We start from the raw sequence: 15,646 nt of genomic DNA, 5'->3' as shown, positions 1-15,646 counted from the left end.
CCTCTTGTCCCGTGTCGTTTGTTGGAACACGGATCGTGGCATGGGGCCGGAACGCCACCAACCAAGCTTATTTCATGTGCATATTCCTGATTCCGATCGAATCTCAGTCTGAATCGGTATAACCACCGACTATACAAGCGGGCAGAATTCAGTGTCGCATCGACGCCACACATTCTTCATATGACAGTCACTGTCATATTCATTACGTGGCCCCTCGATAAAGTTGCGTCCGGTACGTGAAAGCGCCCATAGAGAGCGCCGGAACCGCAACTGGACACGCCATTTATTCGCTCGGAGAATCCTTTGAACAAGAAACTGTTGACCATCGCCGCCCTGGCAGCAACGGCCGGCACGGCGCACGCACAAAGCAGCGTGACGCTGTACGGCGTCATCGATGCCGGTATCAGCTACGTGAACCACAGCAAGACCGCCAACGGCGGCTCGGGCAAGCTGTTCAAGTATGACGACGGCGTTGCCCAGGGCAGCCGTTGGGGCCTGCGCGGCACCGAAGACCTCGGTGGCGGCCTGAAGGCGATCTTCGTGCTCGAAAACGGCTTCAACAGCGGCAACGGCACGCTCGGCCAGGGTGGCGCGATCTTCGGTCGCCAGGCTTACGTCGGCCTGAGCCAGTCGCAATACGGCACGGTCACGTTCGGCCGCCAGTACTCGTTCTCGACCGACATCCTCGGTTCGAACTACTCGACGGGCGGCAACACCGTCGCGGGTAACTACGCGTACCACGTGAACGACATCGACCAGCTCACGTCGAGCCGCATCAACAACGCCGTGAAGTTCCAGAGCGCGAACTACTCGGGCTTCACGTTCGGCGCGTTGTACGGCTTCTCGAACTCGACGGACTTCGCCGGCGCAGCCGCGACGACGTCGGGCACGACGACGACCGCAGGCTCGTCGCGCGCATACAGCTTCGGCCTGAACTACGCGAACGGCCCGCTGTCGGTCGGCGCGGCGTACACGGACATCCGCTTCCCGAGCCAGTCGTCGCCGGCATTCTCGACGACGATCGCGAACCTGAGCACGGGCAACGTCCGCGACCTGCGCACGTACGGCGTCGGTGGCCGCTACGTCTGGGGTCCGGCAACGGCATGGCTGCTGTGGACGCGTACGCAGTTCTCGACCGTTTCGGGCGCGGGCGGCACGTTCTACAACGCCTACGAAGCTGGCGCGAAGTACGCCTTCACGCCGGCTCTGTCGGGCGGCCTCGGGTACACGTACACGAACGCGACGCAGAGCGGCAACTCGTGGCACTGGAACCAGGTCAACGGTATCGCCGACTACGCACTCAGCAAGCGTACGGACGTGTACGGCCTGGTCGTGTACCAGCAGGCTTCGGGCAAGGGCGTGCAAGCGCAGATCGGCTCGAGCACGAGCTACTTCAACACGTCGGGCACGGGTTCGAAGAACCAGATCGCCGCACGTATCGGCATCCGTCACAAGTTCTAAAGCATCCGCTTAACTCGCGGATCACGACGGCAAGAAGCGCCCCGCTCCACGCGGGGCGCTTTTTTATGTGCTTTTAAGTTTCGCTTAATTCTGGGCTGAGAGGATGCTCTCACCCCCCCTGTTGGCCGCCTGAGCATCGGCGGCTTTTTTTTTAGACACGCCGACGGCGCCACCATCGATTGCCCACAAGACAGGATCGGAGGCCATGATGATCGAAGATACCGTTTTCAGCCATCTGCACGCGATTCTGACGTGCCAACACTCGATGCCGGTACAGAGCTGCCGCGTATCGGTCGAAATGCAGCGCCCATGGGGCCGCCCGTATCGTCTCGTCGAATGGACGATGCATCTCGACGCGCCCGCGCGGCGCCAGATCGTGCCGGCCGAATCGACCGACGAAGAGATCGCCGAGGTCGTCGCCTCGCACATGCCGGGCCGGCTTTACGGCGACGGCCGGCTGCAGTTCTGAACGCGTTCCCACGCCACCCGCTTCCCGTCTTTCGGCCATGCCGCACGCGTCGTGCGGCAGTCGGTCTCGTTTGACGCGGCAACGAAACCTGCTACGCTGCGCGTTTTCGTCCACGCAACACACGATGGAAAACGCATTCAACGAACGTGGCGTCATGGTCACGCGCAACGGCCTATCGGCCGCCGGGCAGGTATTCGCACTGCGTGACATCCGCCACGTCGATGTCGTCAAGATTCCGAAGAACCGCCTCGTACCGTCGCTGATCTCGCTGATCGGCGCGGCCATCGCCGTCGCAGGCGGCATCGGCGCATCGAGCGCCGCGCTCGTCGTCGGCGTGATGCTCGCCGTCGTCGGCTACCTCGCCTGGGCCACGCAAGACATCACGTACCGACTGATGGTCGAGATGCCCGACGGCAAGCGTGAAGCGCTGTCGAGCACCGACGCCGAGTTCGTCGAACGCGTCGCGCAGGTCGTGCGCGATGCGCAGGCCGCCAAGAGCGCCAGTACCGCCAGCTGATTCCGTTCTCCGCGGCTGCGCGCTTCGATTCGCGGTTGCCGTACGCACGCGGCGCGTTTCGGCGCGTGTGTGCGGGCGCCTCGTCGAATCGTATTCCCGCGCGTCATCTCCCGTCCCGCACCTGCGCTGCGACCGCCGACCGCCTAGTATGGAAAGAGCGGCTCGCCGCCGCATCGTCCGAGGAGGCCAGCATGAACGCTCAATCGCTGTCCGGCATGCTTCGCGCGCAGGAGCTGCTGATCGTCTCGATGATCCGCGCGCTTCCCCCTGACGCACGCCGTGCGCTCGTCGACCTCTACACCGAGCAGATCGTCTTCGCCGAACAGGCGGGCCTCGATGTCCACAGCGATCGCGCGACGCACGACGCGTTCATCTCGCATGCGCGCAACCTGCTGATCCGCATCGAAGCGCTGGCCTGACTGGCCCGCATATTTCTCCTGCAATTCCCGCCGCGGCTGGCACGAGCCGCGCAGGCGAGCGCTCACTCACGCGGGCCGCGTTTCGTTCTTGTATTGATAATAATTCTCATTTACACTGGTAAAGTTGTCAGTTGCCTTTCAATTCGCCGTTTGCCGCCTGTCGCGCGCAAACGGGCCAGCCAGGTGAACGCGTCACCCAGCCAGCCTTCGGGCTTGTTATCGTCAATGGGAGACCACCTGTGCATTGCTATACGCTGGCGCGGCGGCCGATCTGTGCCGCGCTGTTCGGCGCGTTCGGCCTGTCCGCCGCCACGGCTCACGCCGATTCGTCGCCGCAAGGCGCCACCCCGCCTTCCACCGTCCTCGTCGCCGCGTCCACGCGCGGCGACGCGGCGCTGCTCGACCCCGTCACCGTCACGGCCACCCGTACCGCCACCGCTGCGAGCCGCACGGCGGCGTCCGTGTCGGTGATCACCGACGAGGATCTCGAGGAACAGCAGGCCACCAACATCAAGGACGCATTGCGCTACGAGCCGGGCATCACGGTGCGCCGCACCGCGTACCGGCCCGGCAGCGCCGCGCTCGGCGGCGGCCGCGACGGCGATTCGAGCATCAACATTCGCGGCCTCGAAGGCAATCGCGTGCTGCTGATGGAAGACGGCATCCGCCTGCCGAACGCGTTCTCGTTCGGCCCGCTCGAAGCGGGGCGCGGCGACTACGCCGATCTCGACACGCTCAAGCGCATCGAGATCCTGCGCGGCCCGGCGTCGGCGCTGTACGGCAGCGACGGCCTGACCGGCGCGGTGAACTTCATCACGAAGGATCCGCGCGACCTGCTGTCGATCTACAACAAGCCTTACTACTTCTCGTTCCGGCCGAGCTACGACTCGGCCGACCGCAGCATCGGCGCGACCGTGTCGGCCGCGGGCGGCAACGATCGCATCCAGGGGATGATCATCGCCGACGGCCGGCGCGGCCACGAGGTCGACACGCGCGGCAGCAACAATTCGGCGAGCACGCTGCGCACGACGTCGAACCCGCAGGACGTCTATTCGGAATCGCTGCTCGGCAAGCTCGTGCTGACGCCGACCACGCGCGACACGATCAAGTTCACTGCCGAAACAGTGCAGCGGCGCGTGAGCACCGATGTGCTGTCGGCAATCAGCCCGCCGACCACGCTCGGCCTCACGACCTACGACCGGCTCGAGCGCAACCGCTTCAGCGTCGACTACGACTTCCGCGACGACGCGTTCCGCTGGTTCCAGACCGCGCACGTGCAGTTCTACTACCAGGACGCGAAGCAGGACCAGTACGCGTTCGAGACGCGCGGCAAGCAGCCTTCTCGCTCGCGCGACAACCAGTACAAGGAGCGCACGTTCGGCGGTTCCGCGTTCGCCGAGAGCGGCTTCGCGACCGGCCCGTTTGCGCACAAGCTGCTCTATGGCGTCGACGGCAGCGTGTCGCGCGTGACGAACATGCGCGACGGCACGGTGCCGGGCGTCGGCGAAGCATTCCCGAACAAGGCGTTCCCCGACACCGACTACACGCTGTTCGGCGCGTTCGTGCAGGACCAGATCGGCTACGGTCGCCTGCTTGTCACGCCGGGCCTGCGCTTCGACACGTACCGGCTGAGCCCGACCGAAAACGATCCGCTGTTCACCGGCAAGGCCGTGTCGACGAGCGCGAACGAACTGTCGCCGCGCGTCGCGGTGCTCTACGAGATCACGCCCGCGGTCATTCCGTACGTGCAGTACGCGCACGGCTTCCGCGCGCCGACGCCCGACCAGGTGAACAGCAGCTTCTCGAACCCGGTGTACGGCTACACGTCGATCGGCAATCCGAACCTGAAGCCAGAGACGAGCGACACGTTCGAAGCCGGCCTGCGCGGCAAGGCCGGCACCGGCTACGGCGTCGTGCGCTACAGCGCGGCCGCGTTCACGGGCCGCTACCGCAACTTCATCTCGCGCACGACGATCGCGGGCAGCGGCCGGCCGGCCGATCCGTTCGTGTTCCAGTACGTGAACTTCGCCGACGCGCGCATCCACGGCCTCGAAGGCCGCGCCGAATGGGTGATGCCGAACGGCATCACGCTGAAGACGGCGATGGCGTTCACGAAGGGCTCGACGCAGAACGACGGCGCGGCCAGCCAGCCGCTCAATACGGTCAACCCGTTCTCCGCCGTGTTCGGCGTGCGCTATGAACCGGGCGAACGCTGGTTCGTGCAAACCGACCTGTTGTTCCAGGCCGCGAAACGCGACAAGGACATCGACAAGTCCGACTGTTCGAACAAGACGTGCTTCACGCCGCCGTCGTCGTTCGTCGTCGACCTGCGCGGCGGCTACCGCTTCAACAAGCATGTGAGCGCGACGATCGGCATCCGCAACCTGTTCGACCGCAAGTACTGGAACTGGTCGGACGTGCGCGGCATCGCGGCCGATTCGCAGGTGCTCGATGCGTATTCGTCGCCCGGCCGCACGGTCGCCGTCAGCATGAAAGTGGATTTCTGATGCGCGCCACCCGCGCAACCACCCCAACCGTTACTTGAAGGAGTCCGACATGATGCAATCCGCCCTTCCCGGTCAATCGGCCAGCCCGGCCCGTGCAGCCGCCGCGCTGCGCGACGCGTTCATCAAGCTCAAGACCGAGCGTCAGCTGCGCAACCGCGACGTCGCGCAGGCGCTCGGCGTCAGCGAAGGCGAGGCGCTCGCCGCGTTCGTCGGCGAGCATGTCGTGCGGCTCGACGCGCGCTTTCCGGCGATGTTCGAGGAAATGCCGCGCCTCGGCCGTGTGATGGCGCTCACGCGCAACGACACGGCCGTCCACGAGAAGGACGGCGAATATGCGCAGATGAGCCATGACGGCCCCGTCGGCCTCGCGCTCGGCGACATCGACCTGCGCATCTTCTATCGTCACTGGGTATCGGCGTTCGCGGTGCGCGACGAGACCGCGCACGGCCCGCTCAAGAGCCTACAGTTCTTCGACGCGCAGGGCCATGCGATCCACAAGGTCTACCTGCGCGCGCACAGCGACCAAGCCGCGTACGATGCGTTCGTCGAACGCTGGCGTGCGCCGTCGCAGGAACCGGGCCTCGACGTCGCGCCCGCCGCCCCGAAGACACCCGAGCGCGCCGACACCGAGATCGACGTCGCGGGCTTTCGCGCCGCGTGGGACGCGATGACCGACACGCACCAGTTCTTCGGCATCACGCAGCGCTTCGGCGTGAGCCGCATGCAGGCGCTGCGCCTCGCCGATCCGCAATACGCGTATCCGGTCGAGACCGCGCACGCACTGCGCCACGTGCTCCAGCAGGCAGCGCAAAGCGGCCAGCCGATCATGGTGTTCGTCGGCAATGCGGGGATGATCCAGATTCATACGGGCCCCGTCGCGAACGTGCGTGAAGTCGGCGCGTGGATCAACGTGCTCGACCCGAACTTCAACCTGCACGTGCGCGAAGACCTGATCGCCGCCGCCTGGGTCGTGAAGAAACCGACGAGCGACGGCATCGTCACGTCGCTCGAACTGTTCGACCGGCAGGGCGACCACGTCGCGCTGCTGTTCGGCGAACGCAAGCCCGGCAAGGTCGAACGTGACGACTGGCGTGCGCTCGTCGCAACGCTGCCGGCAGCCGCACACGGGGACGCACGGTGAGCGCGCGATCGTTCGATCCGCGCCGCCGCGCAGTCCTCGCAGGCGCGGCGGCCGGTGCGCTGGCTGGCGCGCTGCCCGCCAGCGTGCTCGCCCAGGTTGCGCAGGCTGCGCCGAAGCGCGTGGTCGTGATCGGCGGCGCGCTCGCGGAAACCGCGTTCGCGCTCGGCGGCGCCGAGACGCCGCGCTACCGGCTCGTCGGCGCCGACACGACCTGCACGTATCCCGACGCCGCGAAGCGTTTGCCGAAAGTCGGCTACCAGCGTGCGCTGTCGGCCGAAGGGCTGCTGTCGCTGCGGCCCGATCTCGTGCTCGCGTCGGCGGAAGCCGGCCCGCCCACCGCGATCGCGCAGGTGAAAAGCGCAGGCGTCACGGTCACGACGTTCGACGAACGCCACGACGTCGAATCGGTGCGCGCGAAGATCACCGGCATCGCGCAGGCGCTCGACGTACGCGATGCCGGTACCGCGTTGCTGCAACGCTTCGATCGCGACTGGCAGGGCGCGCGTGATGCGGTCGCCGCGCGCGTGCCCGGCGGCGCGCAGCCGCCGCGCGTGCTGTTCGTGCTGAACCATACCGGCAACCAGGCGCTCGTCGCCGGCCAGCGCACGGCTGCCGACGCGATGATCCGCTACGCGGGCGCACGCAACGCGATGCAGGGCTTCGATCACTACAAGCCGCTGACGACCGAGGCGCTTGCGGCCGCCGCGCCCGACATCGTGCTGATCTCGGATGAAGGGCTTGCCGCCGTCGGCGGTCGCGCCGCGCTGCTCGCGACGCCCGGCTTCAGCGCGACGCCGGCCGGTCGCGCACAGCGCGTCGTGTCGCTCGATGCGCTGTTCCTGCTCGGCTTCGGCCCGCGCCTGCCGCTCGCCGTCACGACCCTGCACCGACGCCTGTCGGATGCGCTCGCCTGATTCCGGATCACCCCGATGCCCGCTCACGCTTCGCCCTTCTCCGCGCCGTCGCCCGCCTCGCGCTCCGGCGCCGCGCGCGTCGGCACGTCGCGCCGCCTTGCGCCGTTCGCACTGGCCGCGCTCGCCGTGCTCGTGTGCGCGATGTCCGTCGTCGCGCTGTGTGTCGGCGCGTATCGCATTCCACTTGCGCAAGCCTGGGCCGCGCTGACCGGCGATGCCGCCGCGCAGCAGGCGCGCGCGGTGCTGTTCGACATCCGCGCGCCGCGCGTCGCGCTCGCGCTGCTGGTCGGCGGCGGCTTCGGCGCGACCGGCGCCGCGATGCAGGCGCTGTTCCGCAATCCGCTCGCCGATCCAGGCCTCATCGGCGTGTCGAGCGGCGCCGCACTCGGCGCGACGACGATGATCGTGCTCGGCCCCGCGCTCTTTGCCACGCACGTGAGCGCGGCCGCGCTGCCCGTCGCCGCGTTCGCGGGCGCACTCGCAGTCGCCGCGCTCGTCTACCGGCTCGCCGCGTCGCGCGGCCGGCTGGCGCTGCCGCTGCTGCTGCTCTCCGGCATCGCGATCAATGCGCTGGTCGGCGCGGCGATCGGGCTGCTCACGTTCGTCGCCGACGACGCCCAGCTGCGCTCGCTAACCTTCTGGAGCCTCGGCAGCCTCGGCGGTGCGCAATGGTCCGCGCTGGCGGCCGTCATGCCGTGCGTCGCGATCGGCTGCGTGCTGCTCGCGCGCGAACGCGACGCGCTGAACGCCCTGCAGCTCGGCGAAACCGAAGCGCTGCATCTTGGCGTGCCCGTGCAGCGGCTGAAGCGGCGCGTGCTCGTCGCGGTCGCGCTTGCGGTCGGCGCGCTGGTGTCATGCGCGGGCATCATCGGCTTCATCGGGCTCGTCGCGCCGCATTGCGTACGGCTCGCATGCGGCCCCGACCAGCGCATCGTGCTGCCCGGCGCCGCACTGCTCGGCGCGTTGCTGACGCTCGCCGCCGATCTCGCCGCGCGCACGGTCGCCGCTCCGGCCGAAATTCCGCTCGGCGTGCTGACCGCGCTGCTCGGCGCGCCGTTCTTCCTCGCGCTGCTGTGGAAGAGCCGCGGCGCGCTCGGCGGGTAATCCTTTCTTCACGACGACCATGCTGACTGCCCACCACCTCGACGTCGCCCGCCGGCACAACGCGATCCTGCGCGACCTGTCGCTGTCGATCGAACCCGGCCGCGTGACCGCATTGCTCGGCCGCAACGGCGCGGGCAAGAGCACGCTGCTGAAGACCTTCGCCGGCGAACTGACCGGCAGCGTCGCGCCGACCGGTGTGCGCGTGACAGGCGACATCACGCTGAACGGCGAACCGCTCGCGCGCATCGACGCACCGCGGCTCGCGTGCCTGCGCGCGGTGCTGCCGCAGGCCGCGCAGCCGGCCTTCCCGTTCAGCGTCGACGAAATCGTGCTGCTCGGCCGCTATCCGCATGCGCGACGCAGCGGCGCGACGTCACACCACGATCGCGACATCGCGTGGCGCGCACTCGAACGCGCGGGTGCCGATGCGCTCGTCGGCCGCGACGTCACCACGCTGTCGGGTGGCGAACTCGCACGCGTGCAGTTCGCCCGCGTGCTCGCGCAGCTGTGGCCGGACGACGAGGCGACGAAAAGCGGCCCGCGCTACCTGCTGCTCGACGAACCGACTGCCGCGCTGGATCTCGCGCACCAGCATCGTTTGCTCGACACCGTGCGCGCGGTCGCGCGCGAATGGCAGCTCGGCGTGCTGGCGATCGTCCACGATCCGAACCTCGCCGCACGGCACGCGGATACGATCGCGATGCTCGCCGACGGGACGATCGTCGCGCACGGCGCACCGCGCGACGTGATGACGCCCGCGCATATCGCGCAGTGCTATGGATTCGCGGTGAAGATGGTGGAAACCGGCGACGGCGCGCCGCCGGTGATGGTCCCGGCGTAACGCCGCGGGTACACGCCGAGCGGCCGTTGCCACGCCGTTGATCAGCTCGCTCGACCTTCAAGCAGCCTCATTCGCGCTTCGCGCATCCCCTTCGAGGAGACCCCCATGCCGCTTCCGATGACCCGCATCATCCTGTACGTCCAGGACGTCGCGCTGTTGAAGGCGTTCTATCAGCGCCATTTCGATCTGCCCGTCATCGAGGAAATCGACGGTGAATGGGCGGTGCTCGACGCGGGCGCGATCGAACTCGCGCTGCATCTGGCCGGCCCGACGTTCCGCCATGCGGCCGCGCCGTCGAATGCAAACCCGGCGACGAACAACGTGAAACTCGTGTTCCGGATCGACGCTGACATCGACGCGCATCGCGACCGGCTCGCGCGCGACGGCGTGACCGTGCGCGACATCAAGCGCTTCGACGGCTTCCCGTACCGGATGGTCGACGGCATCGATCCGGAAGGGAACGTCTTTCAGGTGATGCAGCCCGACTGAATGCCGGCACGGCAGGTGCGACCGCGAGCATTCAGTGCTCCAGGTCCGCCGCGCCGAACGTCCGCATCCTCCATCCGAACCGCACGGCGAGCATCCGCATCGAGAACCCGGCTGCCAGCGCGACGATCGTCGCGAACCCTGCATCAATGCCGAGATGCTGCATGCCGACATACAGCGCGCCCGTGACGAACGCGACGCTCGCGTAAAGCTCCTCGCGCAGAATCAGCGGCATTTCGTTGCACAGCAGGTCGCGCAGCATCCCGCCGCAGACGCCCGTGATCGCGCCGGCCAGCACGACGATGATCGGCGCGGTGCCGGTCGACGCGCCGACGTCGCAGCCGATGATCGTGAACGCCGCAAGGCCGATCGCATCGACGGTGACGAACAGCGTCTTCATTCGTGCGACATGCCGTGCCGCCCACGACGCGACAGTCGCCGCGACCAGCGTGATCATCAGGTATTCCGGATGCGCGATCCAGCCGAGCGGATAGTGGCCGAGCAGCACGTCGCGCACGGTGCCGCCGCCGAGCGCCGTCACCGCGCCGACGAGCGCGAGCCCGAAGCGGTCCATCCCGCGGCGCATGCCCATCAGCGCCCCCGACATCGCTTCCGCGACGATTGCAATCAGATAAAGCGTATGCATGGTGCGCGTCAGTCGTCGGTCCGGAACAGGTCGAGCACGCGTTCGCGCTCGGCCGCATCGACGGCGGCCGGCATCGGTTCGTCATGCTTGCCGCTGTCGCCCGGCGCGTCGGGCGCATCGGCCGCTGCCATGCCGCCGCACGCGAAGCGGCTGCGGATATAGGCCGGCACGTCGGCCGTGCACGTACCGCGCGTGTATTCCGCGTAGACGAAATCGCCGTCGACGAGGGCGACGTCCTGCGGCGGCGTCGTATCGACCGGCGTCCGTCCGTCGACGGCCGTCTTCATGTAGTCGAGCCAGACGGGCAGCGCCAACGTCGCGCCAGTCGCGCGCCCCATCGGGCGTGGCGTGTCGTAGCCGAGCCATGCAACCGCGACGATGCCCGACGAGTAGCCGGCGAACCACACATCCTTCGATCCGTTCGACGTGCCTGTCTTGCCGGCCGCATCGTCGCGGCGCAGCGCGAGCGCACCGCGCGCGGTACCGGCCCGCACGACGTCGCGCAGCATGCTGTCCATCACGAACGCATTGCGCGCCGATACGACGCGCTCGCCCGACGGCGCGGTCGCTTCGTACATCGCGCCGCCGTGACGCTGCTTCACCGACAGGATCAGGCGCGGCTCCATCCGCGTGCCGCCGTTCGCGAACACGCTGTAGGCGCTCGCGAGTTCGAGCGGCGTCACGGCGCCCGCGCCGAGCGCGAGCGGCAGCGACGCCGGATTGCGCTGCGCGTCGAAGCCGAAATGCACCGCGTGCTGCTGCACGTAGCGCGCGTCGGTGGCCTGCATCAGGCTGACCGCGACCAGGTTCTTCGAGCGCACGAGCCCGCGCCGCACCGGGATGAAGCCTTCGTAGCGGTTGCCGAAATTGCGCGGACGCCACGGCTGCGCGCCGGTTTCCGCGCGTGTGAGCGTGCGCTGCGTATCGTCGACCAGCACGCCGGGGAAGTAGCCCTTCTCCAGCGCCGCCGAATAGACGAACGGCTTGAAGCTCGAGCCCGGCTGGCGATACGCCTGCAGCGCATGGTCGAACACGTTGCGATTGAAATCCGCGCCGCCGACCAGCGCAAGCATGTCGCCGGTGGCCGCATCGAGCGACACGAGCGCGCCCTCGAGCCCGTTGCGCGCATCGCGCTTCGCGCGCGGCTGCCGGTTCAACGTGCGCTCGAGCGCTGCTTCGGCCGCGCGCTGGTCGCGCATCGAGATCGTCGTCGTCACGTCGAGGCCGAGCGTGTACGCATCGTCATGAAACCGCTCGACCATCATCCGGCGCGCACGCTCGGCCACGTACGGCGCCGCGATGATCCCCGGCGGCGGCGTGGTCGCCAGCGCGATCGGTGCGTCGACGGCCGAGCGATAAGCCGCGTCGTCGAGCTGGCCGAGCGCATGCATGCGCCCGAGCACGTAGTTGCGCCGCGCGGTCGCGCGCGCCGGATTGACGACCGGGTTGAACGCGGACGGTGCTTTCGGCAGCCCCGCGAGCACGGCCGCTTCGCCCGCGCTCAGCGCGTCGAGCGGCTTGCCGAAATACACGTTCGCGGCGGCCGCGAAACCGTACGCGCGCTCACCCAGGTAGATCTCGTTCATGTACAGCTCGAGCAGCTTGTCCTTGCTGTATTCGCGTTCGAGCTTCGCCGCCATCAGGATCTCGGCGAGCTTGCGGCTCAGCACCTTGTCGCGCGTCAGGTAGAAGTTGCGCGCGACCTGCATCGTGATCGTGCTGCCGCCCTGCCCCGGCTGCCCCGTCACGACGTTCGCGAACGTCGCGCGCGCGAGGCCGCCGATATCGACCGCGCCGTGCTCGTAGAACTTCGCGTCCTCGGCCGCGAGCAACGCGTGACGCATCAGCGGCGGGATGCGTTCGAGCGGCACGAACTCGCGCCGCTCGACGCCGTATTCGGCGAGCAAGTCGCCGTCGCGCGAGAAAATCCGCAGCGGCAGCGCGGGACGATAGACGGCCAGATGCTCGACGGACGGCAGTTGCGTCCAGATGCGATTGATCGTCCATGCGCCGATGCCCGCGCACGCGAGCGTCAGGCCCAGCAGCGCGCCCGCGAGCGTGCGCCACACGCGTCGGCGGCGCGGCGGCGGCGCGGGTTGCGGGGGAGGGTTGGCGGTGTGGTCGGTCATGTCGGGCTCCTTCTTCAGTGCTCGCGACGGCCGGCGCAAGATGGGCGCCGACCGGTCACGGAAGGCGCGCATTGTCGAAGGGATGGCCCGAAACCGGAACATTCTTTAGCCAAAGTTTGGCTGGCTAAATTTTATTTAGGAAAGCGTGCCCGGGGGCCGTTCGCGCGGCATGTGCGGGCCTGCGGCATGTCGTCGCGGCAAAGTACGCGCATCGTCAGGACGCGCGGCATGCGCCCGTTCCGCCTCCGAGGCTTGCAAGCACCGGCAGCGCCCTTTCACCTGCGATACGTGCGGGATGCAGCCGCATGAGAGGCGCAAACGCCCCTGCACGGCGTACAGGGGCATCGAATGCGAGTGCGTGCTCACGCGACCCGGCTTGCGCTCCCGATTACCGGCGATACCTGTGTGATGCAGCAGCATGAAAAACGCAAACGCCCCTGCACGGCGTACAGGGGCATCGAATGCGAGTGCCTGCTCACGCACCCCGGCTTGCGCTCCCGATCAGGGTCTTGGGTTCCAGATAAGCGCTGATGCCCCATCGGCCCAATTCCCGCCCGAGCCCCGAATGCTTGAAGCCGCCGAACGGCGCAAGCGGCTCGTGGGCCAGCGTATTGACGAGCACGCGGCCGGAATCGATCTGCAGCGCCACGCGCTCGCAGCGTGCTTGATCCTTGCCCAGCACCATTGCGCTCAGGCCGTAGCGCGTATCGTTGGCGATGGCGATCGCATCAGCGTCGTCTTCGTACGGGATGATGGTCAGCACCGGGCCGAAGATTTCTTCCTGCGCGATCCGCATCCGGTTGTTCGCGCGAGAAAACACCGTGGGCTTCACGAACCACCCGGCGTGCAGGCCTTCGGGCCGCCCTTCACCGCCCGCCAGCAGCACCGCGCCCTCTTCCTGCCCGATGCGGATGTAGCTTTGCACACGCGCCCATTGCTTCGCGCTGACCATCGGCCCGATGTCGGTACCGGCATCGCGCGGATTGCCGGAGCGCACGCGCGCCACCGCCTGCCTGATCACGTCTTCGAATTCCGCGAGCCGATGGTACGGCACCAGCACGCGCGTACCCGCGATGCATGCCTGGCCGCTGTTCATGAATCCCGCCTGCAGCACGAGCGGCATGATGCTCGCGAAATCCGCATCGTCGAGCACCACCGTCGGCGACTTGCCGCCGAGTTCCAGCGTCACGCGCTTCATCGTGGCCGCGCCGGCACTCACCAGATGCTGGCCCACCGCCGACGAGCCGGTGAACGAAATCTTCGCGACGTCGGGGCTGCGCGAGATCGCATCGCCCACCACGTCGCCGCGCCCGTTGACGATATTGAACGCCCCCTTGGGCAAGCCCGCCGCATGCAGCGCCTCGGTGATGATCTGCGTCTGCATCGCACTCATCTCGCTGGGCTTGATGACCGCGGTGCAGCCGGCCGCCAGCGCGGTGGCCAGCTTGTTGCAGATGAACCCCGCATCGCTGTTCCACGGCGTGATCAGGCCGGCCACGCCGACGGGCGTCATGATCACGCGGGCCGAGCCGGCCTGCTCCTCGAACGCGAACGTCTCCAGCGCGGTGACGGCCTGCCGGATTGAGTCGGCCGGAAAGGTCGCCATCCAGCGGCCGCGCTCGACCGGCGCGCCGTATTCGGTCACGACTGCCTCCATCAGGTCGTCTTCCCGCGCAACGACGGCGTCGCGCATGCGCTCGAGCGCGGCGATCCGTTCTGCCCGCGTGGTACGCGACCAGCCGGGAAACGCCGCCTTGGCCGCGGCGATCGCCCGTTCGGCATCCTGCGCGTCGCCGAGGCGGACCTGCCCGATCACCTGCTCGGTGCTCGGGTCGTGCAGGTCAAACCATTCGTCGCCGTGCGGCGTCACGAATTCGCCGTTGATGTAGATCTGTTCGATGCGTTGCATGGTGCGTACTCCTTGTGTGCGTATCCGACAAGCCGTCATGACACGCAGTCTAGGAATACATTACTGTTCTGATAAGCCGCTTTATCACTGATGACCCATCCAGAAAATCAGGATAATCGATGCACCGCACCGGAATGACCGAGCTGGAAGTGGTCCTGGCCGTCGCGCGCCGCGCAAGCTTTCGCGGCGCGGCGCTGGAGCTGGGCATGTCGACGACGGCGGTGAGCAGCGCCGTGGCCGGACTGGAAGCGCGCCTGAAGGTGCGCCTCTTCAACCGCTCGACACGCAGCGTGTCACTGACCGATGCGGGCCAGCGCTACGTGGATCGCATCGCGCCCGCGCTTGCCGAGATCAGGAGCGCCGGCGAGGAAGCCGCCACCGGGCCCGACACGCCGAGCGGCACGCTGCGCATCAACGCGCCACAGGGGGCCGCGCATCTGTTGCTGGGGCCGCTGTTCCATCCGTACACGCAGCGTTACCCCGACGTCCGCATCGACATCGTGAGCGAGCCGCGCCTGATCGACATCGTCGCCGAGGGATTCGACGCTGGCATCCGCCTGGCCGAAGCCGTGCCGCAGGACATGATCGCCGTGGCGCTGTCGCGCGATATCCGCATGCTGGTGGTGGCAACGCCCGAGTACCTGAAGCGCCACGGCACGCCGCGCCATCCGCGCGACCTGCTCGAGCACCAGAGCATCGGCATGCGCATGTCGCACGGCGGCATCTATCACTGGGAGCTTGAACGCAACGGGCAGAAGCTGCAGATGGACCTGCCCGTGCGCTTCGCGCTCAACGAACTGGCAGCGATCAAGCAGGCGATCCTGTTCGGGCTGGGCATCGGCTTCATTTCCGAATGGTTCATCGACGAAGAACTGAAGACCGGCGCGCTGGTGCCGGTGCTGGTGCCGTGGTGCCCGTCGTTCGGCGGGTTGCGGCTCTACTATTCGGGCCATCGCTTCGTGCCCGCGCGGTTGCGCGCGCTGATCGACCTCGCGCATGAGCTGCGCCTGACCGATGCATCGTTGCGCGACGGGCGCAAGGGATGACGCACGGGGTGGCTCGCGCAACCGTTCGGGCGACGGCAAGGTTACGGCCTTGCAATC

14 protein-coding genes are annotated in these 15,646 nt (G+C 67.7%); 11 read left to right on the top strand and 3 right to left on the bottom strand.

Features of this window, described 5'->3' with window-relative positions; genetic code table 11:
• Positions 1–303 precede the first annotated feature (303 nt).
• From KEC55_RS28110 to KEC55_RS28065, 10 genes are all read left to right on the top strand, one after another.
• Positions 304–1,461, top strand: a complete 1,158-nt coding sequence (locus KEC55_RS28110; protein WP_282508363.1) for a porin — start codon at positions 304–306, stop codon at positions 1,459–1,461.
• Between the two features lie 208 nt (positions 1,462–1,669).
• A complete protein-coding gene (locus KEC55_RS28105; protein ID WP_176047859.1) occupies positions 1,670–1,930 on the top strand; it encodes a DUF2866 domain-containing protein in 261 nt (86 codons plus the stop codon).
• A gap of 124 nt (positions 1,931–2,054) precedes the next feature.
• On the top strand, positions 2,055–2,447 hold the full coding sequence (locus KEC55_RS28100; RefSeq protein WP_282508362.1) for a DUF6232 family protein: 393 nt from the start codon (positions 2,055–2,057) through the stop codon (positions 2,445–2,447).
• A 191-nt stretch (positions 2,448–2,638) separates the two neighbouring features.
• Complete coding sequence (locus KEC55_RS28095) at positions 2,639–2,866, top strand: hypothetical protein (RefSeq protein WP_282508361.1); 228 nt, start codon at positions 2,639–2,641, stop codon at positions 2,864–2,866.
• A 239-nt stretch (positions 2,867–3,105) separates the two neighbouring features.
• A complete protein-coding gene (locus tag KEC55_RS28090) occupies positions 3,106–5,373 on the top strand; it encodes a TonB-dependent hemoglobin/transferrin/lactoferrin family receptor (protein ID WP_282508360.1) in 2,268 nt (755 codons plus the stop codon).
• Positions 5,374–5,422: 49 nt separating this feature from the next.
• The gene (locus KEC55_RS28085) at positions 5,423–6,514 is read left to right on the top strand and encodes a hemin-degrading factor (RefSeq protein WP_282508358.1); all 1,092 of its coding nucleotides are present in this window, start codon (positions 5,423–5,425) and stop codon (positions 6,512–6,514) included.
• A complete protein-coding gene (locus tag KEC55_RS28080) occupies positions 6,511–7,428 on the top strand; it encodes a heme/hemin ABC transporter substrate-binding protein (RefSeq protein WP_282508357.1) in 918 nt (305 codons plus the stop codon). The genes KEC55_RS28085 and KEC55_RS28080 overlap by 4 nt, the downstream gene beginning before the upstream one ends.
• A gap of 15 nt (positions 7,429–7,443) precedes the next feature.
• Entirely contained in the window at positions 7,444–8,532 is a 1,089-nt protein-coding gene (locus KEC55_RS28075) for a FecCD family ABC transporter permease (protein ID WP_282508356.1), read from the top strand.
• A gap of 19 nt (positions 8,533–8,551) precedes the next feature.
• The gene (locus KEC55_RS28070) at positions 8,552–9,373 is read left to right on the top strand and encodes a heme ABC transporter ATP-binding protein (protein WP_282508354.1); all 822 of its coding nucleotides are present in this window, start codon (positions 8,552–8,554) and stop codon (positions 9,371–9,373) included.
• Between the two features lie 105 nt (positions 9,374–9,478).
• On the top strand, positions 9,479–9,862 hold the full coding sequence (locus KEC55_RS28065) for a VOC family protein (protein ID WP_282508353.1): 384 nt from the start codon (positions 9,479–9,481) through the stop codon (positions 9,860–9,862).
• 31 nt (positions 9,863–9,893) lie between these two features.
• Here the strand turns inward: KEC55_RS28065 and KEC55_RS28060 are convergent, their stop codons facing one another.
• The 3 genes from KEC55_RS28060 to KEC55_RS28050 form a co-directional block, all read right to left on the bottom strand.
• A complete protein-coding gene (locus KEC55_RS28060; RefSeq protein ID WP_282508352.1) occupies positions 9,894–10,505 on the bottom strand; it encodes a trimeric intracellular cation channel family protein in 612 nt (203 codons plus the stop codon).
• Positions 10,506–10,513: 8 nt separating this feature from the next.
• Entirely contained in the window at positions 10,514–12,634 is a 2,121-nt protein-coding gene (locus KEC55_RS28055) for a penicillin-binding protein 1A (protein WP_282508351.1), read from the bottom strand.
• Positions 12,635–13,109: 475 nt separating this feature from the next.
• On the bottom strand, positions 13,110–14,543 hold the full coding sequence (locus tag KEC55_RS28050) for an aldehyde dehydrogenase family protein (protein WP_282508350.1): 1,434 nt from the start codon (positions 14,541–14,543) through the stop codon (positions 13,110–13,112).
• 119 nt (positions 14,544–14,662) lie between these two features.
• On the opposite strand from KEC55_RS28050, the gene KEC55_RS28045 reads away from it, so the two are divergent.
• Complete coding sequence (locus KEC55_RS28045) at positions 14,663–15,589, top strand: LysR family transcriptional regulator (RefSeq protein WP_282508349.1); 927 nt, start codon at positions 14,663–14,665, stop codon at positions 15,587–15,589.
• Positions 15,590–15,646 lie beyond the last annotated feature (57 nt).

Source organism: Burkholderia cepacia (assembly GCF_029962485.1).
Lineage (GTDB): Bacteria > Pseudomonadota > Gammaproteobacteria > Burkholderiales > Burkholderiaceae > Burkholderia.
The sequence above is the reverse complement of the archived record's forward strand: the minus strand, read 5'-3'. Positions and strand labels throughout refer to the sequence as shown.

Bases quoted from the DNA above. Each gene is read 5' to 3' on its own strand.
- KEC55_RS28095 (WP_282508361.1), top strand. From the start codon at position 2,639: ATGAACGCTCAATCGCTGTCCGGCATGCTTCGCGCGCAGGAGCTGCTG.
- KEC55_RS28045 (WP_282508349.1), top strand. From the start codon at position 14,663: ATGCACCGCACCGGAATGACCGAGCTGGAAGTGGTCCTGGCCGTCGCG.
- KEC55_RS28085 (WP_282508358.1), top strand. From the start codon at position 5,423: ATGATGCAATCCGCCCTTCCCGGTCAATCGGCCAGCCCGGCCCGTGCA.
- KEC55_RS28055 (WP_282508351.1), bottom strand. From the start codon at position 12,634: ATGACCGACCACACCGCCAACCCTCCCCCGCAACCCGCGCCGCCGCCG.
- KEC55_RS28050 (WP_282508350.1), bottom strand. From the start codon at position 14,543: ATGCAACGCATCGAACAGATCTACATCAACGGCGAATTCGTGACGCCG.
- KEC55_RS28075 (WP_282508356.1), top strand. From the start codon at position 7,444: ATGCCCGCTCACGCTTCGCCCTTCTCCGCGCCGTCGCCCGCCTCGCGC.
- KEC55_RS28100 (WP_282508362.1), top strand. From the start codon at position 2,055: ATGGAAAACGCATTCAACGAACGTGGCGTCATGGTCACGCGCAACGGC.
- KEC55_RS28105 (WP_176047859.1), top strand. From the start codon at position 1,670: ATGATCGAAGATACCGTTTTCAGCCATCTGCACGCGATTCTGACGTGC.
- KEC55_RS28060 (WP_282508352.1), bottom strand. From the start codon at position 10,505: ATGCATACGCTTTATCTGATTGCAATCGTCGCGGAAGCGATGTCGGGG.
- KEC55_RS28070 (WP_282508354.1), top strand. From the start codon at position 8,552: ATGCTGACTGCCCACCACCTCGACGTCGCCCGCCGGCACAACGCGATC.
- KEC55_RS28065 (WP_282508353.1), top strand. From the start codon at position 9,479: ATGCCGCTTCCGATGACCCGCATCATCCTGTACGTCCAGGACGTCGCG.